This window comes from Acidothermus cellulolyticus 11B (assembly GCF_000015025.1).
In the GTDB taxonomy this organism is placed as follows: Bacteria; Actinomycetota; Actinomycetes; order Acidothermales; family Acidothermaceae; genus Acidothermus; species Acidothermus cellulolyticus.
Map to the genome: position 1 here is coordinate 73,082 of NC_008578.1, position 22,306 is coordinate 95,387.

General features: G+C 66.5%; 25 protein-coding genes and 1 tRNA gene. 17 read left to right on the forward strand and 9 right to left on the reverse strand.

Annotation, left to right across the window (positions count from 1 at the left end; translation table 11 throughout):
- The first annotated feature begins 123 nt into the window (after window positions 1-123).
- From ACEL_RS12725 to ACEL_RS00380, 5 genes are read left to right on the forward strand one after another with little or no spacing between them, the layout of a single operon-like run.
- The gene (locus ACEL_RS12725) at window positions 124-807 is read left to right on the forward strand and encodes a helix-turn-helix domain-containing protein (RefSeq protein ID WP_274376841.1); all 684 of its coding nucleotides are present in this window, start codon (window positions 124-126) and stop codon (window positions 805-807) included.
- Entirely contained in the window at window positions 794-1,294 is a 501-nt protein-coding gene (locus ACEL_RS00365; RefSeq protein ID WP_011718908.1) for a hypothetical protein, read from the forward strand. Before ACEL_RS12725 ends, ACEL_RS00365 begins: the two co-directional genes overlap by 14 nt.
- An 18-nt stretch (window positions 1,295-1,312) precedes the next feature.
- Window positions 1,313-2,275, forward strand: coding sequence for an aldo/keto reductase (locus ACEL_RS00370; RefSeq protein ID WP_041835140.1), 963 nt, complete (start codon window positions 1,313-1,315; stop codon window positions 2,273-2,275).
- A 7-nt stretch (window positions 2,276-2,282) separates the two neighbouring features.
- Complete coding sequence (locus tag ACEL_RS11805) at window positions 2,283-2,564, forward strand: DUF2516 family protein (protein ID WP_011718910.1); 282 nt, start codon at window positions 2,283-2,285, stop codon at window positions 2,562-2,564.
- 22 nt (window positions 2,565-2,586) lie between these two features.
- The gene (locus tag ACEL_RS00380; RefSeq protein WP_011718911.1) at window positions 2,587-3,120 is read left to right on the forward strand and encodes an O-acetyl-ADP-ribose deacetylase; all 534 of its coding nucleotides are present in this window, start codon (window positions 2,587-2,589) and stop codon (window positions 3,118-3,120) included.
- Here the strand turns inward: ACEL_RS00380 and ACEL_RS00385 are convergent.
- Window positions 3,069-4,745, reverse strand: coding sequence for a beta-N-acetylhexosaminidase (locus tag ACEL_RS00385; protein WP_011718912.1), 1,677 nt, complete (start codon window positions 4,743-4,745; stop codon window positions 3,069-3,071). The genes ACEL_RS00380 and ACEL_RS00385 overlap by 52 nt on opposite strands.
- A gap of 185 nt (window positions 4,746-4,930) precedes the next feature.
- Between ACEL_RS00385 and mshA the strand changes: the two genes are divergently transcribed.
- The 3 genes from mshA (at window position 4,931) to ACEL_RS00400 (ending at window position 7,610) form a co-directional block, all read left to right on the forward strand.
- Window positions 4,931-6,277, forward strand: coding sequence for a D-inositol-3-phosphate glycosyltransferase (mshA, locus tag ACEL_RS00390; RefSeq protein WP_011718913.1), 1,347 nt, complete (start codon window positions 4,931-4,933; stop codon window positions 6,275-6,277).
- Between the two features lie 153 nt (window positions 6,278-6,430).
- Complete coding sequence (locus ACEL_RS00395) at window positions 6,431-6,697, forward strand: helix-turn-helix domain-containing protein (RefSeq protein WP_202943374.1); 267 nt, start codon at window positions 6,431-6,433, stop codon at window positions 6,695-6,697.
- Window positions 6,698-6,851: 154 nt separating this feature from the next.
- A complete protein-coding gene (locus ACEL_RS00400) occupies window positions 6,852-7,610 on the forward strand; it encodes a phosphoglyceromutase (RefSeq protein WP_011718915.1) in 759 nt (252 codons plus the stop codon).
- A 169-nt stretch (window positions 7,611-7,779) separates the two neighbouring features.
- Here the strand turns inward: ACEL_RS00400 and ACEL_RS00405 are convergent, their stop codons facing one another.
- On the reverse strand, window positions 7,780-8,400 hold the full coding sequence (locus ACEL_RS00405; RefSeq protein WP_011718916.1) for a copper chaperone PCu(A)C: 621 nt from the start codon (window positions 8,398-8,400) through the stop codon (window positions 7,780-7,782).
- Between the two features lie 9 nt (window positions 8,401-8,409).
- Window positions 8,410-9,126, reverse strand: a complete 717-nt coding sequence (locus ACEL_RS11255; protein ID WP_049751305.1) for a hypothetical protein — start codon at window positions 9,124-9,126, stop codon at window positions 8,410-8,412.
- Window positions 9,127-9,423: 297 nt separating this feature from the next.
- On the opposite strand from ACEL_RS11255, the gene ACEL_RS00415 reads away from it, so the two are divergent.
- The 6 genes from ACEL_RS00415 (at window position 9,424) to rlmB (ending at window position 14,751) form a co-directional block, all read left to right on the forward strand.
- Window positions 9,424-9,906, forward strand: coding sequence for a CarD family transcriptional regulator (locus tag ACEL_RS00415; RefSeq protein WP_011718918.1), 483 nt, complete (start codon window positions 9,424-9,426; stop codon window positions 9,904-9,906).
- A 244-nt stretch (window positions 9,907-10,150) separates the two neighbouring features.
- On the forward strand, window positions 10,151-11,308 hold the full coding sequence (locus ACEL_RS00420) for a PIN/TRAM domain-containing protein (RefSeq protein WP_011718919.1): 1,158 nt from the start codon (window positions 10,151-10,153) through the stop codon (window positions 11,306-11,308).
- Between the two features lie 20 nt (window positions 11,309-11,328).
- Window positions 11,329-12,036, forward strand: a complete 708-nt coding sequence (locus ACEL_RS00425; protein WP_148204485.1) for an IspD/TarI family cytidylyltransferase — start codon at window positions 11,329-11,331, stop codon at window positions 12,034-12,036.
- The gene (gene ispF / locus ACEL_RS00430) at window positions 12,033-12,518 is read left to right on the forward strand and encodes a 2-C-methyl-D-erythritol 2,4-cyclodiphosphate synthase (RefSeq protein ID WP_011718921.1); all 486 of its coding nucleotides are present in this window, start codon (window positions 12,033-12,035) and stop codon (window positions 12,516-12,518) included. Before ACEL_RS00425 ends, ispF begins: the two co-directional genes overlap by 4 nt.
- A gap of 42 nt (window positions 12,519-12,560) precedes the next feature.
- Window positions 12,561-13,970: a cysteine--tRNA ligase gene (gene cysS / locus ACEL_RS00435; protein ID WP_011718922.1), complete on the forward strand. Its 1,410-nt coding sequence runs from the start codon at window positions 12,561-12,563 to the stop codon at window positions 13,968-13,970.
- 31 nt (window positions 13,971-14,001) lie between these two features.
- Complete coding sequence (gene rlmB / locus ACEL_RS00440; protein WP_049751306.1) at window positions 14,002-14,751, forward strand: 23S rRNA (guanosine(2251)-2'-O)-methyltransferase RlmB; 750 nt, start codon at window positions 14,002-14,004, stop codon at window positions 14,749-14,751.
- On the opposite strand, the gene ACEL_RS00445 is transcribed toward rlmB, so the two are convergent.
- Window positions 14,743-15,999, reverse strand: a complete 1,257-nt coding sequence (locus ACEL_RS00445; protein ID WP_011718924.1) for a DUF4032 domain-containing protein — start codon at window positions 15,997-15,999, stop codon at window positions 14,743-14,745. The two genes, rlmB and ACEL_RS00445, sit on opposite strands and share 9 nt — an antisense overlap.
- Before the next feature lie 504 nt (window positions 16,000-16,503).
- Here ACEL_RS00445 and ACEL_RS00450 point away from each other — a divergent pair.
- Window positions 16,504-16,576, forward strand: a tRNA-Thr gene (locus tag ACEL_RS00450).
- A 131-nt stretch (window positions 16,577-16,707) separates the two neighbouring features.
- Here the strand turns inward: ACEL_RS00450 and ACEL_RS00455 are convergent.
- The 5 genes from ACEL_RS00455 to ACEL_RS00475 form a co-directional block, all read right to left on the reverse strand.
- Complete coding sequence (locus ACEL_RS00455; RefSeq protein ID WP_011718925.1) at window positions 16,708-17,304, reverse strand: hypothetical protein; 597 nt, start codon at window positions 17,302-17,304, stop codon at window positions 16,708-16,710.
- A gap of 165 nt (window positions 17,305-17,469) precedes the next feature.
- Window positions 17,470-17,628 carry a hypothetical protein gene (locus ACEL_RS00460; protein ID WP_041835147.1) on the reverse strand — a complete coding sequence of 53 codons (159 nt, stop codon included), beginning with the start codon at window positions 17,626-17,628 and terminating at the stop codon, window positions 17,470-17,472.
- A 99-nt stretch (window positions 17,629-17,727) separates the two neighbouring features.
- Window positions 17,728-17,964, reverse strand: coding sequence for a DUF6458 family protein (locus ACEL_RS00465; protein ID WP_011718927.1), 237 nt, complete (start codon window positions 17,962-17,964; stop codon window positions 17,728-17,730).
- A 287-nt stretch (window positions 17,965-18,251) separates the two neighbouring features.
- Entirely contained in the window at window positions 18,252-18,935 is a 684-nt protein-coding gene (locus tag ACEL_RS00470; RefSeq protein ID WP_041835148.1) for a response regulator, read from the reverse strand.
- A gap of 136 nt (window positions 18,936-19,071) precedes the next feature.
- Window positions 19,072-20,199, reverse strand: a complete 1,128-nt coding sequence (locus ACEL_RS00475) for a sensor histidine kinase (protein WP_169303174.1) — start codon at window positions 20,197-20,199, stop codon at window positions 19,072-19,074.
- Window positions 20,200-20,369: 170 nt separating this feature from the next.
- Here ACEL_RS00475 and phoU point away from each other — a divergent pair, with 170 nt between their 5' ends.
- Window positions 20,370-21,032, forward strand: coding sequence for a phosphate signaling complex protein PhoU (gene phoU, locus ACEL_RS00480; RefSeq protein WP_011718930.1), 663 nt, complete (start codon window positions 20,370-20,372; stop codon window positions 21,030-21,032).
- A 96-nt stretch (window positions 21,033-21,128) separates the two neighbouring features.
- The gene (pstS, locus tag ACEL_RS00485; protein WP_011718931.1) at window positions 21,129-22,304 is read left to right on the forward strand and encodes a phosphate ABC transporter substrate-binding protein PstS; all 1,176 of its coding nucleotides are present in this window, start codon (window positions 21,129-21,131) and stop codon (window positions 22,302-22,304) included.
- Window positions 22,305-22,306: the final 2 nt, after the last annotated feature.

A 22,306-nucleotide genomic window follows, 5' to 3' on the forward strand; every position in this document is an offset into this window, starting at 1 on the left:
GTGGCCGGCGTCCGGTGCCCCTTGCCGGCCTTGCAGGGTGCAGCCGGCCGGCGCTTGCATGGCCTTGGCGGGTGCTTCCAGCGGGCGCTTGCATGTGCAAGCACCATGCGGAAGACTGGCCGCATGGCCACTCCTTTCAACATCGGCGATTTCATCCGCGAGCAGCGCCGGCTGGCCCAGATGTCGCTTCGGCAGCTTGCCCGGATCGCGGGTGTCTCCAACCCCTACCTCAGTCAGGTCGAGCGTGGACTTCGCCGTCCGAGCGCCGAGATCCTGCAGCAGATCGCGCGCGGTCTGCGCATCTCCGCAGAAGCCTTGTACGTGCGGGCGGGAATCCTCGACGAGCGCACCGCGGACGGCGCCGTGGTCGATGCGGTCCTGGCTGACCCGCATCTCCTCGAGCGGCAGAAACAGACGCTGCTGGAGATTTACGACGCATTCCGTAAGGAGAACAGCCGACGCGCTGCTGACACGTCGGCTGCTCGCGCGTCGTCCGAGCCGGCGGCGTCCGCTGCGGATCGGCCGTCGGTGAACGCGTTCGCCGGCATCGTCGATGACGTCGCCGAGGACGGCGGGGACGTTGCGGAGTCCGCGGTTTCCGGCACCGACCAGCGGGCAGCCGCCCGCTCCGCCGCGGATGCGCCGCCCGGCGAATCCGCTCTGGGAGGGCGGACGCCCGGTGCGGGTGGGCGGCCGTCGGCTGCGGGAGGGCGGATGTCGGGCCGGCCCGGCACCACTCGCCCGCGGCCGGCGGGCTCCCGGCGGACCGGCGATCGCGAGGAGGGGCCGGTCGATGGGCGTGCGTGACGATTTCTTGCGTCGGTTGCGGCGCACGATCGGCGACCAACCAACGTATCTTCTCGTCGGTGCTGCGGATTTTGTCGCCGAGCAGGCCCGTCGCACTGTGCAGGATTTACCGAACACGGTGACGGGGTGGCAGGAGCGGTACCGTGACGCACCGATGCGGGCCGCGGGACTCCTCGTCGGCCAGGCCGCACGGATCACCTTGCGGGCTGGGCAGGTCTACGACGAGCTGACCCGCCGCGGCCGGCGGGTGGTGGACGGCGAGGATGCGGTCCAGACCGAGGCGGGCGCGGAGGCTGAGGAGGACGAGCCGTTCGTCCGGGAGCCGTTCATGCCGGAACCGTTGCACCCGCCGGCCGGTCGGTCGGGACGGTCCGGAAACGCGACGCGATCGGGCGCTCGATCCCGCTCGGCATCGCGTCCGAAAGGCTCGACGTCCGGTTCTCCCAGCAACACACGCCGGGGGAAGGCCGCGTCGTCCGGATCGTAAGGTGGCCGTATGGCGGAGATGACCTATCGGCAACTGGGCGCAAGTGGACTGACCGTCTCGACTGTCGGTTTGGGCTGCAACAACATTGGACGTCGGCTTGACAAGGACGCCACGGCGCGGTTGGTGGACGCTGCGTTGGACGCCGGAATTACGCTCTTCGACACCGCCGACGTGTACGGCGCCGAACCGGGTGCCTCGGAAGAGATTCTCGGCGACGTTTTGAGCGGACGCCGCGGGCAGGTCGTGCTGGCCACCAAATTCGGGAAGCCGATGCGCGGAAAAGTTTTGCCCGAACCGGTTGCCCGAGGCTCTCGACGGTACATTCGAGCGGCGGTCGAGGGGTCGCTGCGCAGACTCCGCACCGATTACATCGATCTGTATCAGATGCATGAACCGGATCCGCGGACGCCGATCGAGGAGACGCTTCAAGCGCTGCATGAACTCGTCATCGAGGGGAAGGTCCGTTATATCGGCTCATCGAATTTCGCCGCTTGGCAGATCGTGGACGCCGACTGGGTGGCGCGCAGCGCAGGGACAGAGCGTTTCATCAGCGCGCAGAACGAATACAGCCTGCTCCGTCGCGATGTCGAAGCCGATGTCGTTCCGGCCTGCGAGCATCTCGGCGTCGGGTTGCTGCCCTATTATCCGCTCGCCAATGGCTTGCTGACTGGAAAGTACCGCCGCGGAGAGCGGCCGTCGGAAGGGCGGCTTGCAGAACCCGGCCGTGAGTCCGATCTCGCTGCCGCGCCGTGGGACGTCATCGATGCCTTGGAAGACTTCGCAAAGCGCCGGGGCATCGGCCTCCTCGACGTCGCGATCGGCGGGTTGGCCGCCCAGCCTGCGGTGGCCAGCGTCATCGCCGGGGCGACCCGGCCGGAGCAGGTGCGGGCCAATGCCCAGGCGGGATTATGGGAGCCCGACGCCGCCGATCTCGCTGAACTCGATCAGATCACCGGCGGGTTCACCGGGCGCTCGGTATGATCCAGGCATGAGCATTCTGCTTGCCCCGCTGGCACTGTTCTTCCTGCTCGTGCGGTTGGCCGCGCTCGTCGCCGGAATCGTCGCGCTCATTGATGCCGCCATGACACCGGCGGGTGCATTCGTGGCGGCCGGCAAGGCGACCAAGCAGGTCTGGGTGACGATTCTCGCCGTCACCCTAGCGGTTCTCCTGATCTTCTCGTTCATCAGCTTCTTTGCACTTGCGGCGGTCGTTGCCGTCATCGTCTATTTCGTGGACGCGCGGCCGGCGTTGCGGAGGGCTCGCCAGTAGGACGCCGAGGCGGAGCGTCGGAATGGTCCGCATCCAGGTGGTCCGCGGGGACATCACCACCCAAGACGTCGACGCGATCGTCAATGCGGCCAATTCGTCGTTGCTCGGCGGCGGCGGGGTCGACGGTGCCATTCACCGGCGCGGCGGGCCGGAGATACTTGCAGCCTGCCGGGAATTGCGCGCCACGAAATATCCGGAGGGCCTGCCGGCCGGTCAGGCCGCGGCCACCACCGCCGGGCGATTGCCGGCGAAATGGGTTATCCACGCCGTCGGCCCGGTGTATTCCCGCCGTGAGGATCGGTCGCATGTGTTGGCTTCCGCCTACCGTGAGGCACTGCGGGTCGCGGATGAACTGGGCGCTCAGACGGTTGCGTTTCCGGCGATTTCCGCGGGCATTTACGGATGGCCTGCTGATGACGCCGCCCGAATCGCCGTTCGCACCGTCCGGGGGACACCGACCACGTCGGTCCGCGAGGTGCGGTTCGTCGCGTTCACTGACGAGGTTTACGACGCGTTCGTCGACGCCGTAGGCCAGGGCACTTCCGGCGAGGGGTAGAAGTTCACGCCCAGCTCCTGCCAGCGCGGACCCTGGGCCGCCAACCGGAGCCGGTACTCCTGCCAGGATCGCTCGGATTGCGGCGTCCAACCGATTTCCGCAATGCCGGCCATCCGCGGCCAGGCGAGGTACTCGATATCGGCCATCGTCCGGATGGTCTCGCTCCACAACGGCGCCTCCACCCCCAGCACATCGCCGTCTGGAGCGATCATGGTTGGGTCCCAGGCATAGGCTTCTGCGACGCTCACCGGCCCGGCCCACGTGAGTCCGAGCCGGCTCGTCGCGGTGTATTTCTGGTCAAGGTAGGCGTGATCCGCTGGTGCCGCAACAAGGCGCATGCCACGGGCCAGAGCTTGGCGGGCGGACGCCATGCCGTCGCGGAAATTCCAGTACTCCGCTACCGCCGATGCGTCGAGTGAGCCCTTGGCGATTTCCGCCCAACCCATGAGAGTCTTGCCATGCGCCTCAACGATCGCCTGAGCTTTCTGCACAAACGCCGCATACTCGGACGGCGGTGTGCTCATCGCTTCATCACCGCCGAGGTGGATGTACGGTCCGGGGGTGAGTGCGGCCAGCTCGCCGACCACATCGTCGACGAATTGATACACCGTCGGGTTGCTGATGCAGAGCGAACTGAAACCGACGCCGGTGCCGGTGTAGGGGCGGATCGGCTTACCGGAGCAAGCCAATTGCGGATATGCGACGAGGGCGGCGTTGACGTGGCCGGGTGTCTCAATTTCCGGGACCACCGTTATGAAATGCGCTTGCGCGTAGGCGACGATCGCGCGGTAGTCCGCCTGGGTGTAATAACCGCCAGGCCCGCCGCCGACTTCGGTCTTTCCACCGACTGGAGCAAGTTTCGGCCAGCTGTCAATGGCGATCCGCCATCCCTGGTCGTCGCTGAGGTGCAGGTGGAGCACATTGACCTTGTACAAAGCCAGTTCGTCGATGTACCGCTCGACGTCTGCAACCGGGAAGAAATGTCTGGCCACATCAAGCATCGCGCCGCGATACGCGAATCTGGGGTAGTCGACGATGCGGCCGCCGATCATGTGCCACGGACCGGGCTGCGGCGTGCGTGCCTCAATGCGTGCGGGCAGCAGTTGGCGAATGGTTTGGATGCCGTGGAAGAGCCCCTCCGGGGTACGGGCGACGAGGCGTACCGCGTCGCGGGTGATGGAGAGGTCATAGCCTTCCGTGCCGAGCTGCGGTTCGGTGTTGTCAAGCGCCAGCAGGAACGCGTTCGCCGGCGCGGTCGGCGCGGTGTCAATCGGAAGCGAAAAACCGGTGGCTGGGCGGAGTGCGGCGGCGAGGTCGTCAGCTATCGGCTCGAGGGTGTGGTCTGGGCCGATCCAGATCCGGGTTGCTGGGCTGAGCTGAAACGTCTCCGCCGGGTCGCTCTCCGCGAGCGCCGGCAGAGGCACAAGCCCTTTGGTGATTGCCCCGCCGCTCACCGCGGGACCGGGCCACGGCAGGGGCGACGCGGTAACCGCGGGCGAGCTCGGCGCGGCCGAAGCCGGCGGGAGCGTGTGATCAGGGTTGGTCACCGGTTGCGGCGTGCACCCGGTCACCGCGACGCCGACTGCGCAGAGCCCCATCCGGAACCATGCCAGCTTTGATCGCATCCGCGTCTTCCCTTCGACTCCCAGCCGAGGACGCCGGCCGGCCGACGGACGTTGCGCGCCGCGGGAATGCTTTCGCCGTTCCAGTGGTTGGGCTGGTCGCAGCGTAAGGTACGTGACGCACCGTGCCACGCGTCGAGTGGTGGTCCTCGGCGGGCTGACCGCCGTCGGAACGGAGGGAAGGCACCGTGCCGCGTTGGCTGTCGGCTCCCGAGCATGCACGGCACCGCACGGTCGCTGCTTCGGCGGGTGCTCCGTGGACGCCGCGACGCGTCGCGATGATCGCCGTCCACACCTCGCCGCTGGAGATCCCTGGGTGTGGCGATGCCGGCGGCCTCAACGTGTACGTGGCGCAAATCGCCCGGCGGTTGGCATCCCGCGGTATTGACGTTGACGTGTTCACCCGGGCCACCCGGCGGGACCTACCGCCGCAGCAACGACTCGCTCCGGGGGTCACCGTCCGCAATGTCGTCGCCGGGCCGTTGGAACCGCTGCCCAAAGACGAGCTTCCGGTGCATCTGTGTGCGTTCACCGCCGCGGTGCTTCGTGCGGAGGCGATGCGTGAACCCGGCTGGTACGACGTCATCCACTCCCATTACTGGCTCTCCGGTGAGGTTGGCCGGGTGGCGAGCCAGCGGTGGGGGGTGCCCCTCGTCCACACCATGCACACCTTGGCGAAAGTCAAGAACGCCGCGCTCGCCGAAGGCGATGTGCCGGAACCGGGCCGACGTGTCATCGGAGAAGCCGACGTTGTCGCCGCCGCGGATCGGCTGGTGACTAACACCTGGACTGAGGCGAGGCAGCTCGTTGACCTTTACGGCGCCGAGCCCGATCGGATCCGCGTGGTACCGCCCGGCGTCGAAACGGCGATCTTCCGGCCCGGTGACAGCGCCCGGGCTCGCCGTCGGCTGGGCCTTCCCATCGACGGGTGCGTCGTCTTGTTCGTGGGACGCCTCCAACCGCTCAAAGGGCCGGACATCGCGGTTCGCGCCGCAGCCGAATTTCTCTCCACCCATCCGGGAATGCGTTCGACGTTCCGCCTCGTCATTGTGGGAGGTCCGAGCGGGTCGCGCAGCACGGAGCCGGAACGGTTGCGCGCGCTCGCTGCCGATCTCGGGGTTGCCGATGCCGTCATTTTCGCCCCTCCGATGCCGCCGGATAGGCTCGTCGAGTTCTATCGCGCCGCGACGGTGACGATTGTTCCGTCCCACAGCGAATCGTTTGGCTTGGTGGCACTGGAATCGCAAGCCTGCGGCACGCCGGTGGTGGCCGCCCGGGTCGGCGGTCTGACGACGGCGGTGCGGGACGGCGAGAGCGGTCTGCTCGTCGACGGCCACGACCCCGCGAGGTACGCCGGCGCAATCGGCCGCCTTCTCGACCCGGGTCTGCGGGCCGAGCTCGTCCGCGGCGCGGTCGCTCACGCCATGCGGTTTCACTGGGACAACACCGTCGAGGGCATTCTGGGCGTGTACCGGGATGCCCTGGCTGAGCGCCGGACCGCGGCGACACAGCGGCTGGCGAGCCGCGTGGGCTAGGTCAACCCCGGACCTGTGCTGTGTGCGGGGGCGCGGTGACCCGACGGTCCGACGTCCTGTGCGGTGGCTGGGTCAACCCCGCGGACCTGGGCTCTGTGCTGCGGCAAGCCGTGCGGTCTAAGGGAATTCTCATCGCATGACCGGCGGGAGGACGTGGCGATCAACGGCGTTCCGTGTCACTATGCCGGAATGGAGCACATTCCCTTCCTTCGTCGTGGGCAGCGTCTCTCCGGTCGGGAGCGTCTCGACGTCGGGTACTACCTCCTGCAGCGGTACCGCGACGGCAAGAGCATTCGCGAAATCTGCCGCGAAACCGGATACAGCATCGGCCGGGTCCGCCGATTGCTCATCGATGCGGGTGTGCAGTTCCGCCGCAGGGGTGGCGCACGCCGGCGTCCGGCCACGGAGACCGGCTCCTGACCGGACGCGCCGGACGGCAATCCCGGACCGGACCGTGACCTAGCGGTCGGGCACGGGCGGCCAGGCCCCAGCCCGACGCTTGCGGACTATTGCCGTGCCGGATGGGCGGCAGGCCGGCGGCTGGGCGAGCGGATCTGTCTGGCAGGCTACGGGTATGCGTGATGGACAACCCGGAGCCCTCATCTTGTTGCGGCATGGCGAAAGCGAGTGGAACGCCACCAATCAGTTCACCGGTTGGGTCGACGTCGACCTGTCGCCGAAGGGAGAGCAGGAGGCTGCGGCGGCCGGCCGGATGTTGGCTGAGCGCGCCGAGCGCCCCGACATCGTTCACACCTCGGTGTTGCGCCGCGCCATCCGGACGGCGAATATCGCCTTGGACGCCGCCGGCTGGTCGTGGCTGCCGGTTCGCCGGAGTTGGCGGCTGAACGAGCGGCACTATGGCGCGCTGCAGGGCAAGGACAAAAAAGCCACCCTGCAGGCTTTCGGCGAGGAGCAATTCATGCTCTGGCGGCGGTCCTACGACGTGCCGCCGCCGCCGATCGCGGACGACGATCCGTACGCGCAGACCGGGGATCCCCGCTATGCCGAGCTGCCGGCCGAATTGTTACCGAAGACCGAGTGCCTCAAGGACGTCGTTGTGCGGCTCCTGCCGTACTGGTATGACGCCATCGTGCCGGATCTGCTCGCCGGCAAGGACGTCCTCGTCGTGGCTCACGGGAATTCGTTGCGGGCGCTGGTCAAACACCTCGACCAGATGTCGGACGCCGACGTCGTCGGACTGAACATTCCCACCGGCATTCCGCTCGTGTACCGCTTTGACGCAACGCTGCGTCCGCAGGTCCGCGGCGGGGAATACCTCGATCCCGAAGCGGCGGCGGCCGCGGCAGCGGCCGTCGCCAATCAAGGCCGATAGTCCCGGCTCCTCCGATGTGGTGAACGGTCGTCGTCCGCCGCAGCCGTCAGCGACGCTCTGGTGCCTCGGCCGCGGCATGCCATCGTCCCGTCGACGATAGGGCGCTAGGTCCGGGCAGCGACGCGTGCGTCCTCCGGCGACGCTTTGGATAGCCTGCGCGCCGGTGTGGTCAACTCGTCGCGGAGGACGTCGGCGTAGTTTCAGGCGCCGAGGTGGCTGACGGCGTGGTCTCAGGCGCGTTAGACGGGGACGCGGCAATGTCCGGCGGAGGACTGGGCAGGAACGTCCCAGCGGCCGCCGCGCCGATCACCGGTACCAGCAGGCCGGTCACCGGGCCGTTGATGCGGAAGTCGAGAGAAACATCGACCGTCTCCCCTGCCCGCAGTTCGGTGTCAAGCGGCCCGATCAAGACCGTGATTCGTTCCACCCCCGGCTGTACCGAGGCGGCCGGTGGAATCGTCGGCGAGCCAAGCGGGCTGGCGCTTCCGACTGGCGTCGGCGCGCCGCGACCGGTCACCGTGACCCCGACGAGCGTATCGGGCCGGGAGCCATGGTTGATCACACTGAACTGCACGTACGCGAAGGTCCCAGCCGGTGCGACATCGTCGTTCGGCAGCAGAATTTGTGCATCGCGCACGAGGAGTTGTGCAGAGACGTCGGTTGCCGCTGCTTGGAAGTTGGCAATTGCGTTCTCCAGTGGCGCGTTTGCGCCCGTCTCGCAAGCCGTGAGCGCAGTCGCCAGCAGCAGCAGGCAGAATCCGCCGAGGATGCGGCGAGCCGATCGGTGCACGGCGGAAGCTTATCCACCCGCCTGAGCTGCCGAACTCCCGGGTTGCCGCAGGGTCGCCAGGGTTGGACCGAGCGTGGTTGCGGCGGTGAAATCCGGAATGATCTTCGCGATGACGCCGTCGGCATGTACGGCGATGACGGTGAGCGGCGAAGCCCGATATTCACCGGTCAACACGCCGGCGGGGTCGACGACGGGCACCACGGTCGGACCGAGCCGTTGCGCGGTGGAGAGCAGCCAGGTGCGCTCGCCCGCGCCGCCGACGAGGAAAACGGTGAGGCGGTTGATCGCAGCCGCGTTGACCAACCGTTCCAAGGCGACCGTGCACTGGCAACGGCCGGGAACGATGGCAAAGACGCCGGGCCGCAAATCCCGTGTCCCGGTCGGCCCGCTCGTGGAGACCAGCAGCGCATCGGGGAGCAATCCGCCGACGTGACCCACCGGTGCCTGCGGCGAGGCGAGCGCCAGAGCGATCGGCGGTGGGCTCGGCCGCGTGCCGCCGGGGACCAGGACGCCGATGATGGTCGTCGCGATCGCGAAAACGACGAGAGCAAACACGGCGACGGGGACGATGAGACGCCGCCGGCGCAGCCAGTCGATGAGCAGCCATCGCTCCAACCGGCGGCGGCGTCGCTGCCAGCGTTGCTCACGTCGCCACGCCTCCAGGTCGCGCTCAAGCTCGCGCGCGTCGTCCGGGACGACGATCGGCTCGTCACTCGGACCGGTCAACCCGGAAGAATCTGATGATTCGGACGGTCCCATCGCTTCAGTATCCGCTCTCCCGGCACCCGATTGGGTGATGTGGACCGCGGTCTGGGTGTTCCGCGGTTCCCGCAGCTGTCGAAAAACAGGAAACCATTGCCAACCGGCGCGGATAGGCCGTCCGCTGCTCTGGGGGGAACGGTGTTCTCTCGCGTCGTCATGGTGGCGTGAAGGATGCGACCGTCCGCTGCCCAGGAGAACGAACCGACTGAGCCGATCGACCACGCGTGGTATCCTCTACACAGCGGAAGGGGTTTATGCCATATGACTTTCAAGGTTGGCGAGACGGTCGTCTACCCCCACCACGGGGCCGCACTGATCGAAGCAATCGAAACGCGGGTCATTAACGGCCAGGAGAAGACGTATCTGGTCTTGAAGGTCGCCCAGGGTGACCTTACCGTCCGCGTTCCTGCGGAAAATGCCGAATTCGTCGGGGTTCGCGACGTGGTGAGCCAAGACGGTCTTGACCGTGTCTTCGAAGTGCTTCGCGCTCCCCACACCGAGGAGCCGACCAACTGGTCCCGCCGGTACAAGGCCAACCTGGAGAAGCTTGCCTCGGGCGACGTCAACAAGGTCGCGGAGGTTGTCCGAGATCTCTGGCGTCGTGATCGAGACCGTGGACTTTCGGCTGGCGAGAAGCGGATGCTCGCGAAGGCGCGGCAGATTCTTGTCAGCGAACTTGCGCTGGCCGAAGGCACGAACGAAGACAAGGCTGAGGCGATCCTCGACGAGGTGCTCGGTTCCTAGCCTTCGGGCCTGTTCTCCACCCCTTTAGGGGTTGCACCGACACGGCTGACCTGATCAAGGCCCGTCACGCTGTTGCGACGGGTTTCCGCGCGCCTCATCGCCGTGACCAGGTCTCATCGCCCTGACGCGGTGCGATGTTTGCTGCGGTTACGCCGTTCAGCGGACGGCGCCGATGCCGACCTCTATCATGAGGCGGCGCTTCGCTCTCGGCGGGCGCCCCCGCCAACTTCTCGTGGAGCGAGTCATGCGGTCCGGTGCCAACCGTTCACCGAAGACGCCGAGTGGCGTGGTCGAGGTGCTGCGGCTTCTTGTCGTCGCGTTCTTCGCCGGAGTCGGGTACGAAGCCGCGCGGGCTGTCGGGGACTCGCATAACGTCCTTGGGCCGTTCAACGGCGCAGCCATCGGCATCATCGTCGGCTCCGGACTCGGCTACGTGCTCGGCGGCGTGCTCGGCCGCACCGCGATTTCCGCGGTAAGCCGGACCGAGGAGGCGCTCCGGGGGGTGTCGGCCGAGCACCTGGTGGCCGGCGTCTTCGGCGGCATGCTCGGAGTCGCGGTCGGCGCCGGACTGGCGTGGCCGGTCTTCCTCGTCCTCAAGCCGCTCTTCGCGTTGCCGCTCTTCGGCTTCGCGGTTGCGGTTGTTGGACTGCTCGGCTACCGGCTCGGATCGGCGCGCCGCGACGACATGCTCCGAATCTTCGCCATCCGGGCGGGCCTCCGGCCGAAGGCCGTGCCGACTGCCGCCCTGCCGCGACTCCTGGACACCTCGGTAGCGATCGACGGCCGGATCGTGGACGTCGTCCGCGCTGGTTTCCTGCACGGCACCCTGCTGGTGCCCACCGCTGTGCTCGGTGAACTGCAGGCGCTCGCCGACGCCGCCGATGACCTGCGCCGGGCGAAGGGCCGCCGGGGTCTGCAGACCCTCGAAACGCTGGCGCATGAGCCGGACGTCGACATCCAGATCCTGGAGGACGACCTGCCGACCGTTCCGGACGTCGACGCAAAGCTGGTTCGGCTTGCACTGGATGGGGATTACGCCCTGCTCACGCTGGACACCAACCTTGCGCGGGTCGCCGCGCTTGCCGGGGTGCACGTCATGAATCTGCACGCGCTCGCGTTGGCCCTGCGGCCGCCGGTGGTCGCGGGTGAAGATGTCGTCGTGCACTTGCTTCGGCCGGGAAAGGAACCGGGCCAAGCCGTCGGCTATCTGGACGACGGGACGATGGTCGTGGCCGAGCGGTGCCGTGATCGGATCGGCCAGGAGGTCACCGTGCGGGTCACGAGCGTCCTGACGACCGCGAACGGCCGCATGGTCTTCGGGCATCCCGCGTCGCACTCGCCGAACGGCGCTCTCCACGCCACCGACAGTCAGTCCGCGGCCATCCGGGACGGCGTCACGTGACCGTCGGGGCGGTTATCCCGGTGGCGGCGCCCGGTCGTACCGACATCTCGCCGGTGCATCCCATCGGCGGCGTTCCCATGATCGTGGGTGTCGTGCGTGCGCTCATCGAGGTGCTCACTGGTCCGTGCGTCGTCGTCACCGACTCCCACGTGGACGACGTACCTGCCGTGCTCGGTGCGCATCTGCCTGCCGCGCCGGGCCTGCGGGTCGTTTCGGTTGCGGCGGCGGATCGCAAGGCGATGATTGCCCACGGGTTAGCCGTCCTCGAAACCGATGTCGTCGCGGTGCAGGATGCCAACCGCCCTCTCGTTCCGGCCGAGGTCATCACCCGGGTTGTCGAAGCGGTCCGGAGCGGGGCGGATGCAGCCGTTCCCGTTGTCCCCGTGACCGATACCGTCAAGCAGGTTGACGAGCATGGGCGGGTCGTTGCCACCCTGCCTCGGGAGCAGCTCCGAGAAATCCAAGGACCCCGCGCGTTCCGCCGGGACGTCCTGCTCGCCGTGCTGCGCGGCTCCGACGACCTCGCCGGGCCGGCGGCGGAGGTTGCCGCTCTTCGGCGCAGCGGCGGGAAAGTCCAGGCTGTCGGCGGTGCAGCCGAGGCGTTCGCGGTTCGGCACGCCGTGGATGTCATCCGGGCCGAGGCCCTCCTGGCCGAGCGCCGCACGCCGTCGCCGAACCAGGCGCGGGACGCCGGGTGGCCCGCCGGCGGCCTGCGAGGTGTGCGATGACCGCCGCGCTGCTGCCCCGGGTCGGCATCGGGGTTGACGTTCACCCGTTCAGCCCGGACCGTCCGCTCTGGTTGGCCGGGTTGCACTGGCCCGGCGAGCCGGGACTGGCCGGGCACTCCGATGCGGACGTCGTGATCCACGCACTCTGCAATGCGCTGCTCTCCGCCGCTGGCCTGGGGGATCTCGGCACGCAGTTCGGTACCGCGGAACCGGAGTGGCGGGACGCCGCGGGCACCCGGCTGCTCACCGAGACCGTGCGGTTAGTACGGGACGCCGGCTACGCCGTCGGGAACGCCGCGGTGCAGCTGCTCGGCGAGAGGCCGAAGCTGCGGGAGCGGCGCACCGAGGCGGAACAGCTGCTCACCGAGACGGTCGGTGCACCGATCGCCCTCTCGGCCGCCACCACGGACGGCCTCGGCTTTCTCGGCCGCCGCGACGGGCTGGCCGCTGTCGCGACGGCACTAGTGTTCCCGGCCCGGTAACCGGTCGCCGCCGGCGGCATTCCTCCCCGTACCCTGGGACGCGTGCCGCTCCGTCTGCACGACACCCGTTCGCGAGGGCTGCGGGAATTCCAACCCGCGGATCCGCCCCGCGTGACCATGTATGTCTGCGGTGCCACGGTGCAAGCCCCGCCGCACATCGGGCATCTGCGTTCGGGCTTGGTCTTTGACGTCCTCGTCCGATGGCTTGCCGTGCATGGCTACGACGTCGTCTTCTGCCGGAATGTGACCGATATTGACGACAAGATTCTGCGGGTCGCGGCCGCGGAGGGAATTCCGTGGTGGCAGGTCGCGTACCGGAATTACCGCCTCTTTGATTCGGCTTATCGTCTGCTCGGTTGCGTACCGCCGACCGTCGAACCGTGGGCCACCGGCCATATTCCGCAAATCATCGCGCTGATTCGCCGCCTGATCGACGCCGGTCACGCGTACCCCGCCGGCGGGGATGTGTATTTCGCGGTACGCTCCTTTCCCGCGTACGGCGGGCTCTCCGGACGGGATCCGGACGCGCTGCAGGCCGGCGAGTCTGACGGCGTCCACAAGCGGGATCCGTTGGATTTTGCGCTGTGGAAGGGTGCCAAGCCGGGCGAACCGTCATGGGAGAGTCCGTGGGGACCTGGACGGCCCGGCTGGCACATCGAATGCTCGGCGATGTCCACGACGTATCTGGGTTCGACTTTCGACATTCACGGCGGCGGGCTGGACCTCCTCTTCCCGCACCATGAGAATGAATGCGCGCAGTCGCAGGCGGCGGGTGATGGTTTCGCGCGCTACTGGCTGCATAACGGTCTGGTGACGCTGCGCGGCGAAAAGATGAGCAAGTCGCTTGGCAACGTGCTGTCGATGGACCAGTTGCTCGAACTCGTCCGCCCGATTGAGCTGAGATATTACCTCATCGGCGCGCATTACCGCTCGACGCTCGATTTTTCGGAAGAGTCGCTGGAAGAGGCAGCCGCCGCGTATCGGCGTATCGAGGGTTTTCTCCTGCGCGCCCAGGAGTTGGTGGGTGAATTACCGGCTGCCGACCCGCAGACGGGTCTCATCGACCGGCTGCCGCCCGAATTCGTTGCCGCGCTTGACGATGACCTCGCGGTGCCGCGTGCGCTTGCCGTCATGCATTCGGTCGTCCGGCAAGGAAACGCGGCCTTGGCGGAGACAGACAAGACGGCGGTCCGCCGGTTTCTCGGCGAGGTGACCGCAATGCTTGACGTCATGGGTCTCCGCCCACCGGACGACGGATCCCGGCTGGACGCTCTGCGGCGCGTTGTCGACAATCTCGCGCGGCTGGTCCTGGACGAACGGGAAGCGGCTCGGCAACGGCGGGATTTTGCCACTGCTGATGCGCTGCGTGCGCGGTTGACCGACGCGGGAATTGTGGTCGAGGATACGCCAAGCGGTCCGCGATGGCACCTTCGCGACCTTGACCTGCCGTGACGCGTCGCCGTGACGGTGGAATGATCCGGTGATGCGCAGCGAGGACACGCTGATCGGCGGCCGTAATCCTGCCGTGGAAGCGCTGCGATCCGGTGTGCCGGTTCGGCGGGTGCTGCTTGCGGATGGGATCGATTCGGATCGACGGGTCCAGGAGATCCGCGAACGGTGCGAACACGACGGCATCGAGATCCGGGTCGTCGCCCGCCGGGAACTGGACCGGCTGACTGGTACCGGGCACCAGGGTGTCGTGGTCGTCGTCCCGCCGTTCACTTATGCCGATGAGCGCGAGATCGTAGACCGCGCGTTCGAGCGCGCACCGCACCTTCTTCTTGCTGTCGATGGCGTGACGGATCCACGAAATCTTGGCGCCATCGTGCGCAGTGCGGCGGCGTTTGGCGCCAGTGGGGTGCTGCTGCCGAAGCGGAGGGCCGCTGGCGTCACGCCCGCGGTGTGGAAGGCGTCGGCGGGCGCCTTGGCCCGCATGCCGCTGGCGCGGGTGACGAATATGGCCCGCGTGCTCGTCGCGTTGGCTGAGCGGAATGTCACCGTCGTCGGACTGTCAGCTGACGGCGACACGACCATTCAGCAGGCGGCTGACGACGCCGGTGGCGGGCCGGTCGCTCTTGTCGTTGGCGCGGAAGGGAGGGGATTGTCCCGGCTCGTGCGGGAGAAGTGCACGGTCGTCGCATCGATTCCGATGACCGGGACCGTCGAGTCGTTGAACGTTTCGGTGGCGACGGGAATTGCCCTGTTCGTGCTCTCCCAGCGGCTGTCAGGGTGACCGCCCCTTGAGGGATTCGGCGAATTCTTCCGCCGGCGTGCCGAGAACGGCCTGCTCATCGGGTCGGAACCGCAGGACATTTTCAATGTACGAGCGGGTCGCGGCGTCCATGCCGATGTCGTGACCCGCGGCTTCGGACATGAACCAGCGGTGTTCGAGGACTTCGTGGAAAATCTCCGCTGGTTCCAGTTTTCCGCGCAGTTCGGGCGGAATCTGTTCGATGACTGGTTCAAAGACGTCGGTGAGCCAATGGCGGGCGACGGTCTCCTCGTCGACGTCGACACCGGGCATGACGGCGGTGGCACGGAACGTATCGAGGTCCTGGAGAAGCCGCCGCGCCTGATTCTCCTCGACGCGCAGGCCGGTGAGCTGGTAAAGCCGCCGTTGATGATGACCGGCTTCGACGACCTGCGTCTGGAATTTCACGCGGCGGCCTTTCGGATCGTCGACGATTTGAATCTCGGTGGCGTCAAAACCGAGCTCGGAGAGCCGCTGAAGCCGCTGCTCGATGCGCCACAATTCGTCGGGGCCGAGAATTTCCTCCCGGGTCAGCTCATTCCAGAGCATTTCGTAGCGCCGCACGATGTCATCGGCCACCTCCGCGGGATCGATCGCTTCGTCGAGCAGGCCGCCGGCCTCCAAGTCGTACAGTTCACCGGCGATGTTCACCGAGGCGATCTCGAGGTCTTGCGCACGCTGGCCGTCGCTCAGTTGGTCGTGAAGCTCCCCGGTTTCTGCGTCCACGAGGTAGGCGGCCAGCGCACCGGCGTCCCGTCGGAACAGCGTGTTGGACAACGAGCAGTCTTTCCAGGCAAAACCAGCGAGGTGGAGGCGGACGAGGAGCTGGGCCAGCGCGTCGAGAAGCTTGCTGGTCAACTCGGGTTCCAGCCGCCGACTGAAGAGTGCCCGATACGGCAGGGAGAACCGCAGATGCTTGGTGACCAGGGCGGCGTCGAGCGGCCGGCCGTCGTCGGTGGTTCGGTCAAAGACGACGCCGCGCGCTTTCACCACCGGGACTTCCCGTTTGGCCAGCTCGCGGAGCATCCGGTACTCGCGTTCGGCTGTCTGTTTGGGCAGTTCCTTGATCGCATAAACGGTTCCGCTGACCCGGACGAAGCGGACGACGTGGCGGGAGATGCCTCGGGGAAGCGTGACGAGCCGGTCCGCCGGCCACTGCTCGAGGGGCAACGACCACGGCAGGGAGAGCAATTCGGCTGGATCGGTCGTTGACGCGAACTGCATGCGCATGATTCCACTTTCCCATGACGGGGGTTCGGATCGGGCTCACGTCCCAGCGGTTGTGGTCGGGCTGATGCCACGGGGTTGGTGGGCGGAGGCGCGTGGCGTTGGAGCAGGGTCGGCGGGGCAGGAAGCGGCCGCGGGCTTCGGCAGGGCAGCGATCGAGCGTGGCTGGGTGGAGATCTCGTCGGCCGACGTGCCGGGTTGCGGTCGGCCGGGGCTGGGTGGCGTCGTCGCCGGCGCGAGTGCCGGGCGTCGCGGCGGGTCGCACGTGTCCGGGCGGGCCGGGGCTGCTGGCCTCGGCCGTTCCGTGCGTAGCCCCCGGCCCGGCCTGTCCCGACGTACGTGCCCGGGCCGACGCGGTCCGCGCCCGCTCCGATCGCGGGCCGGTTGGTCGGGTCGGTGAGTGGACCGGAAGCGGCTCAGACGACGCGATCGAGCACCGGCTCTGTGGCGGGCAGCCGCTAGGATCGAGCTCGGTCCGCGTGACCCGCCCGCCGTGGGTGGGCAGCAGCCGGCGTGGCGCAATTGGCAGCGCATCCGACTTGTAATCGGAAGGTTAGGGGTTCGATTCCCCTCGCCGGCTCGAGACCGGCGCCGGGTTCAGCGTCCGGCCGTCAGGCGTTATCGCGACCGCGGCAGATCGCACGGCCTCCGTGACCGAAGGTGCAGCGGCTGGCCGTCGCACCTCATCGACAGCCCCGGCCATCGGTCGATCTAATTGCGCAACCAGGCCCGGTTGGCGAGTGCGCGGATCCTGCGTCTGTTCAAACCGGCGAACGTGGCGACCAGAAGACCGAGTCCCACCCAGAGGGCGGTCAGGTTGCCGGTGACCGGTACGGGTTTACTGGCGCAGGTGGGTTGTGTGGTGGTGCTGAAGAAGTACCGGTGACCCATCAGGTCCCACTCCACGTACGGGTTCCATGGCACCGGGGTCCAGGTCACGGTGAATGCGGTGGTCGACGTGCCGGTCCAGAACGTCGTGATGTGGCCGGGATTGCTGGCGCTGCCGCCATTGGCCCGCAGGGCGTTGTTGGCGCCGCCTCTGCCATTGGTCGGCGCGGCGGCGTAAAGGTCGAAATCCGTAGGGTTGCGATATCCGAGGGCAATTGTCCAGGTGCCGTCGCCGTTGTTCCAGGCGCAGGCGGCCGTACCGACCAGCTGCTGGCACGTTCGCCAGTCCTGAGACTGATGCGATACCGTGTCGCAGTTGATGAGCGTGGCAGCGCGTGCCGGCGATGCGGGTACCGCAAGCACGACGGCGGCGCCGGCGAGAATGCCGGCGCTGACGACCGCCCGGATCCGGACTCCCATCGCCACCTACGCCGCCGACAGCCACAGCTGCTGGAAATTCACCTCTTAGAAATCGGCTGTGTGCGGGAAAACTGTAGCGCCGGTCGGCGTAGCTGATGCTCAGCCGAACGGCGCTATCGGATCCGTCGCCCAGACGGTGCTATGGAGCGGTGGGGCGCATCGTCGTCACCATCGGTACCACCGCGAGCCAGAACCGGAGCGGAACGCGAAACCGGCCAGCCACGCGAGGAAGAAGACAATTGCGATGATCCAAAGCCAGTGAAGAGCGAATCCCAGTCCGCCAAAAATCAAGGCGAGCAGGAGAACGAGCAGAACGACACCCATGGAAACCTCCATTATGTTCGGAATTGGGTTGTGTCGGTGGAAATGCGTGACAGCCGGGGATCCGGGCCGCAGAGATGTCTCGGATGAGGTGGCCGCGGCCTAGTACGTGTCCTCTCGTTCGATGATGTGTTCACGCGCCGTCGTCGGCGTTGTTTCGATGATGCGGGTCCGACGTCGCGGTGCGAAGACGGTGAGCACCGTGATGAGTCCGATGGCGCCCGCCACCATCAAGATTATTCCGATGGTCTGTACGGAGACGCCACTGACCGACGTGTGGACGGCGAAGGTCAGGATGGCGCCGACAGCCATCAGGAATATCGCTGCGCCGATACCCATCGGATACCTCCTCGGGTCCCACCTCAGGTCGAGGTGATACTGGAGCCAGCTATACCCGGCCCCGCCATCGGCAAACCAACGTTGGTGCGGTCTTCAGCCAGGCACCGGACCCGAGATGCTCACCTTCGAGGGCGGGAACACGCACTAAGAAGGACGATCATCCCTGCCTGTCGACGAACCCGGCGCACGGTCGACCAAACGGCACGCACCCAAGGGTGGCGATTATCCCTGCCTGCCGACAGGTGGGCATCGTCCATGCCCACGGGTGGGTGTCGTCCCGGATGCTGTTACGGCTCGAATTTGTATCCAACTCCGCGAACGGTCACTAAGTGCCGCGGTTCGGAAGGGTCGTCTTCGATGCGGCTGCGCAGCCGCTTGACATGGACATCCAGGGTTTTCGTGTCACCGACGTAATCGCCGCCCCAGATCCGATCGATGAGCTGTTGCCGGGTGAGCACCCGTCCGGCGTGACGCACCAGCATCTCGAGGAGCTCAAACTCCCGGAGCGGAAGATGCACGGGAGCGCCGCGTACCAGTACGACGTGCCGGTCAATGTCGATCCGGACCGGACCCGCCTCGAGGACCGTCGTCCGCTGTTCGTCACCGCCACCGTCCCGACGTCGGAGCACGGCGCGAATTCGGGCTACCAGCTCGCGCGACGAGAAAGGCTTGGTCACGTAGTCATCGGCCCCGAGCTCGAGACCGACCACCTTGTCGACCTCACTGTCCCGAGCAGTCAGCATGATGATGGGAACGTTGCTGCGCTCCCGCAGCCGACGGCAGACATCTGTCCCGGACAGCCCGGGAAGCATGAGGTCGAGCAGGACGAGATCGGCGCCCTGCCGCTCAAAGAGTTCCAGCCCCTCCGTTCCCGAGCCTGCCGTGTGGACGACGAATCCTTCACGGCGAAGCATGTACGCCAGAGTCTCGGAGAATGACTCCTCGTCCTCGATGACAAGCAGCTGTGTCACCATTCCCCTTTCCTTATTTCAGCGAGGATGTCGAACCGCTCCACGGCGTCCCACCCTCTCCGCACGCCCCGGGCTGTGCGCCGCTCGCTGCTCGGTGTCGTGCGTCATATCCGATCCGCGCGACATGCGCTGCTCCTCACCGGTCATCACGTGTCGCTCCCGGTTCCGGGCTATCAGGGCGCGTAACCAGATCGGTAACCGACGACGTTGTGTCCGATGCAGGTGCGGGCAAATGCAGAGTGAATGTTGAGCCGGTGCCCGGCTTGCTCCAGACGGAGATACGGCCGCCGTGATTGTTCACAATGTGTTTCACAATCGCCAGACCGAGGCCTGTTCCACCGGTGGCGCGGGAGCGTCCAGGGTCGACCCGGTAGAACCGCTCGAAGATGCGCTCTTGGTCCGCGCGGGCAATGCCGATGCCGTTATCGCTGACGGCGATTTCGACGATCCGACCCTCCGGCGTGACCCGCTCGCGTGCGCCGACGCCGACCCGGCCGCCGCGGGACGAATAAACAATCGCGTTCTCGACGAGATTCGTGACCGCAGTCGCCAGCTGACGACGATCCCCCAGTACGCAAAGGTTTGCGGGTATGGCCACTTCCAGGCGGATGCCCGCCGCCTCCGCTCGAACGTGCAACGGCTCGACGGCGTCCGAAACGATGTCACTGACTCTTACCTCGCTCAATTCCGGCAGCGGATCGCCGCCCTGCAGTCGCGAGAGGTCAATCAACTCCTTGACCAATCGCGACAGGCGGTTGGCCTCATGAATGAGACGGTCGATGAAGTGCGTGAGGGCGGCTGGGTCATCCTGCGCATCACGAATTGCCTCCGCCAGGAGCAGCATGGCGCCAACCGGCGTCTTCAACTCATGAGACACGTTCGCAATGAAGTCGCGCCGGACCGCCTCGACCCGACGTGACTCCTCCACGTCGGTCACGAGCAGAACCACCCGCTTGGAGTCGAGGACCGGCGCCGCTACCGCGTGAACGGCTCGCACCGTTTCACCCCACGGCAGCTCGATTTCGGCGACCACCCGTCGTCCCACGCGCTGACTCTCGGCCGCCAATTGCGCGAGAACTCCAGAGGTGAGCCTTCCGTCAAAGACCAGACGCAACGCCGCCGCCGCCTCATTGGAGACGACCACACGGTCGCCTTCGGTGACGATCGCAGCTGCTTCGAGCGAACGCAGGACCGTGTCGAGGATCTCTCGAGATTCGCCGTCGTCCGCGACGGCCGGTCGGGTGGCGTAGCGGCTATTCCGCACAGCTATATGGTAGGCGATCACATCCGGAACACGAAGCGATGCCGACTCAGGCGCCCGTTTGCCATTCGTTTACCTGATGTTCCACGGCACGTCAATCGGCATGCACCCGCGGGCAAGTTTGCCCCGCGAATATCCGAACGGGTACATCGTCATCGACGCGGGTGGAGGAAATGCGGGACGCCTACCACGAAGAACTCGATGCGTTGCGGGTCGACATGGTCGATCTCGCACGCCGCGTCCGGACAGCAATGTCTCGCGCGAGCCGCGCCCTCCTGGAAGGCGATCTCGCGGTGGCTGAAGAGGTCATCGACGGAGACGACGATGTCGATCAGATGCGACGGGACATCGAGCGGCGCATTGTTGATCTTATCGCGCGTCAGCAGCCCGTCGCCAGCGACCTCCGGGTGCTCACCGCCGGCTTGCGCATCGTCGCAGATCTCGAGCGCGCCGGCGACCACGCGGTGCATCTCGCGAAACTTGCCCGCCGACGCTATCCGATGACGGTCGTTCCGGAGCCGCTCCGACCGGTGATCGCACGGATGGGAGAAGCCGCGGTCGGCATTGCCGGGGAGTTAGAAGAGGTCCTGGCGACGGCCGATGCAGCCCGTGCCGCGTCGATGGAACGCCATGACGACACGATGGACGCATTGCATCGCGCGCTCCTCCGGGAAATGCTCGAAACGCCGTGGTCATACGGCGTCGACACGGCAATCGATCTCGCGTACGCGAGCAGATATTTCGAGCGGTACGCCGATCACTTGGTATCCGCGGCTCGCCACGTCAATTACCAGGTGACCGGTCAGTGGACCGCGGAGGTGGGAGACCTTGCCTAATATTCGTCCGCTGTTTACTTTGCCGTCCTGGAGCGTTTCGACAGCCCCCGTAACGTGGCAGGCGTTGGAGTTCCCAGCGAGACCAAGGAGTAATGCGTGAAACGTACTCGTCTGACCGTGACCAGTTCTGTGCTACTTGCAGTTCTGGCACTGGCCGCGTGCAGCAACAGCAACGCAGCTGGGCCAAGTAAATATGCGAGCAGCACGGGAACCAGCGCGCCTGCGGCAAGCAGTTCCTCCGGTACAGGGACGAGCAGCTCATCAGCAGCGGGCTCGCCGTCCGCCGACCAGTGTCAGAGCGGCAATCTGACCGGCGGTGGATCGACGTTCCAAGCTCCGATGCAGCAAAAATGGATCTCCGAGTATATCTCCCGCTGCAAGAATGCAACCATCAACTACTCGTCGATTGGTTCGGGCGCGGGAATCCAGCAATTCTCGGCCGGCACGGTGGACTTCGCCGGTTCTGACGTCCTGATGAAAGACGACGAACAGGCGGCAGCCGACAAGCGCTGCGCCAGTCCGGCGATTCACCTTCCGATCACTGCAGGCGGGGTCGGAATCCAGTACAACCTTCCGGGTATTACCACTTTGCGTTTCTCACCGGACACGCTTGCCGACATCTTCCAAGGGAAAGTAACCAAGTGGAACGATCCTGAAATCGCCGCCGATAACCCCGGAGTGTCGCTGCCCGCAACGGCGATTACCGTCTTCTATCGGTCGGATGCATCCGGTACGACGGGTATCTTCTCGAGCTTCATGGCCGCGGCCAGCAAGAAGTGGACCCTCGGGACCGGGAAAACCCTCAACTGGCCGTCTACCGCGCAAGGCGCCAAGGGCAGTGAGGGCGTGAGCGCCGGTGTCGCTCAAACCGTGGGCGGGATCACATATGCTGAGCAGGCATATGCCTTGCAGCACAAGCTACCGCTTGCCTTGGTGAAGAATGCCGGCGGTCAGTACGTGGCCCTCACGTCGGAAACCGTCAGCAAAGCACTTCAGGGCGCGACGATCCAACCGCGCAGTGCGCACGACCTCTCCGCGAAGATGAACTACCTGCCGACGGACCCGCAAGCATATCCAATATCGTCCGTTAGCTACGTCATCGTGTGCTCTACCTATCCGAGCAGCGTCTCGAAAGATACCGTGAACTTGTTGCGGTCCTACTTGGCATACGCAGTGACCGGTGGTCAGCAGTTCGCATCTACGCTCGGCTACGCGCCGCTACCGACGGATCTTGCGCAGAAAGTCCAAGCCTCGATCGATGCGATTTCGTGATT

Coding starts and splice junctions, on each gene's coding strand:
- ACEL_RS00380 (WP_011718911.1), top strand. CDS start 2,587: ATGGTCCGCATCCAGGTGGTCCGCGGGGACATCACCACCCAAGACGTC.
- ACEL_RS12725 (WP_274376841.1), top strand. CDS start 124: ATGGCCACTCCTTTCAACATCGGCGATTTCATCCGCGAGCAGCGCCGG.
- ACEL_RS11805 (WP_011718910.1), top strand. CDS start 2,283: ATGAGCATTCTGCTTGCCCCGCTGGCACTGTTCTTCCTGCTCGTGCGG.
- ACEL_RS00415 (WP_011718918.1), top strand. CDS start 9,424: ATGACTTTCAAGGTTGGCGAGACGGTCGTCTACCCCCACCACGGGGCC.
- ACEL_RS00465 (WP_011718927.1), bottom strand. CDS start 17,964: ATGGGTATCGGCGCAGCGATATTCCTGATGGCTGTCGGCGCCATCCTG.
- ACEL_RS00385 (WP_011718912.1), bottom strand. CDS start 4,745: ATGCGATCAAAGCTGGCATGGTTCCGGATGGGGCTCTGCGCAGTCGGC.
- ACEL_RS00365 (WP_011718908.1), top strand. CDS start 794: ATGGGCGTGCGTGACGATTTCTTGCGTCGGTTGCGGCGCACGATCGGC.
- ACEL_RS00445 (WP_011718924.1), bottom strand. CDS start 15,999: ATGCGCATGCAGTTCGCGTCAACGACCGATCCAGCCGAATTGCTCTCC.
- ACEL_RS00370 (WP_041835140.1), top strand. CDS start 1,313: ATGACCTATCGGCAACTGGGCGCAAGTGGACTGACCGTCTCGACTGTC.
- ACEL_RS00455 (WP_011718925.1), bottom strand. CDS start 17,304: ATGGGAGTCCGGATCCGGGCGGTCGTCAGCGCCGGCATTCTCGCCGGC.
- phoU (WP_011718930.1), top strand. CDS start 20,370: ATGCGGGACGCCTACCACGAAGAACTCGATGCGTTGCGGGTCGACATG.
- ACEL_RS00420 (WP_011718919.1), top strand. CDS start 10,151: ATGCGGTCCGGTGCCAACCGTTCACCGAAGACGCCGAGTGGCGTGGTC.
- ispF (WP_011718921.1), top strand. CDS start 12,033: ATGACCGCCGCGCTGCTGCCCCGGGTCGGCATCGGGGTTGACGTTCAC.
- ACEL_RS00400 (WP_011718915.1), top strand. CDS start 6,852: ATGCGTGATGGACAACCCGGAGCCCTCATCTTGTTGCGGCATGGCGAA.
- rlmB (WP_049751306.1), top strand. CDS start 14,002: ATGCGCAGCGAGGACACGCTGATCGGCGGCCGTAATCCTGCCGTGGAA.
- ACEL_RS00460 (WP_041835147.1), bottom strand. CDS start 17,628: ATGGGTGTCGTTCTGCTCGTTCTCCTGCTCGCCTTGATTTTTGGCGGA.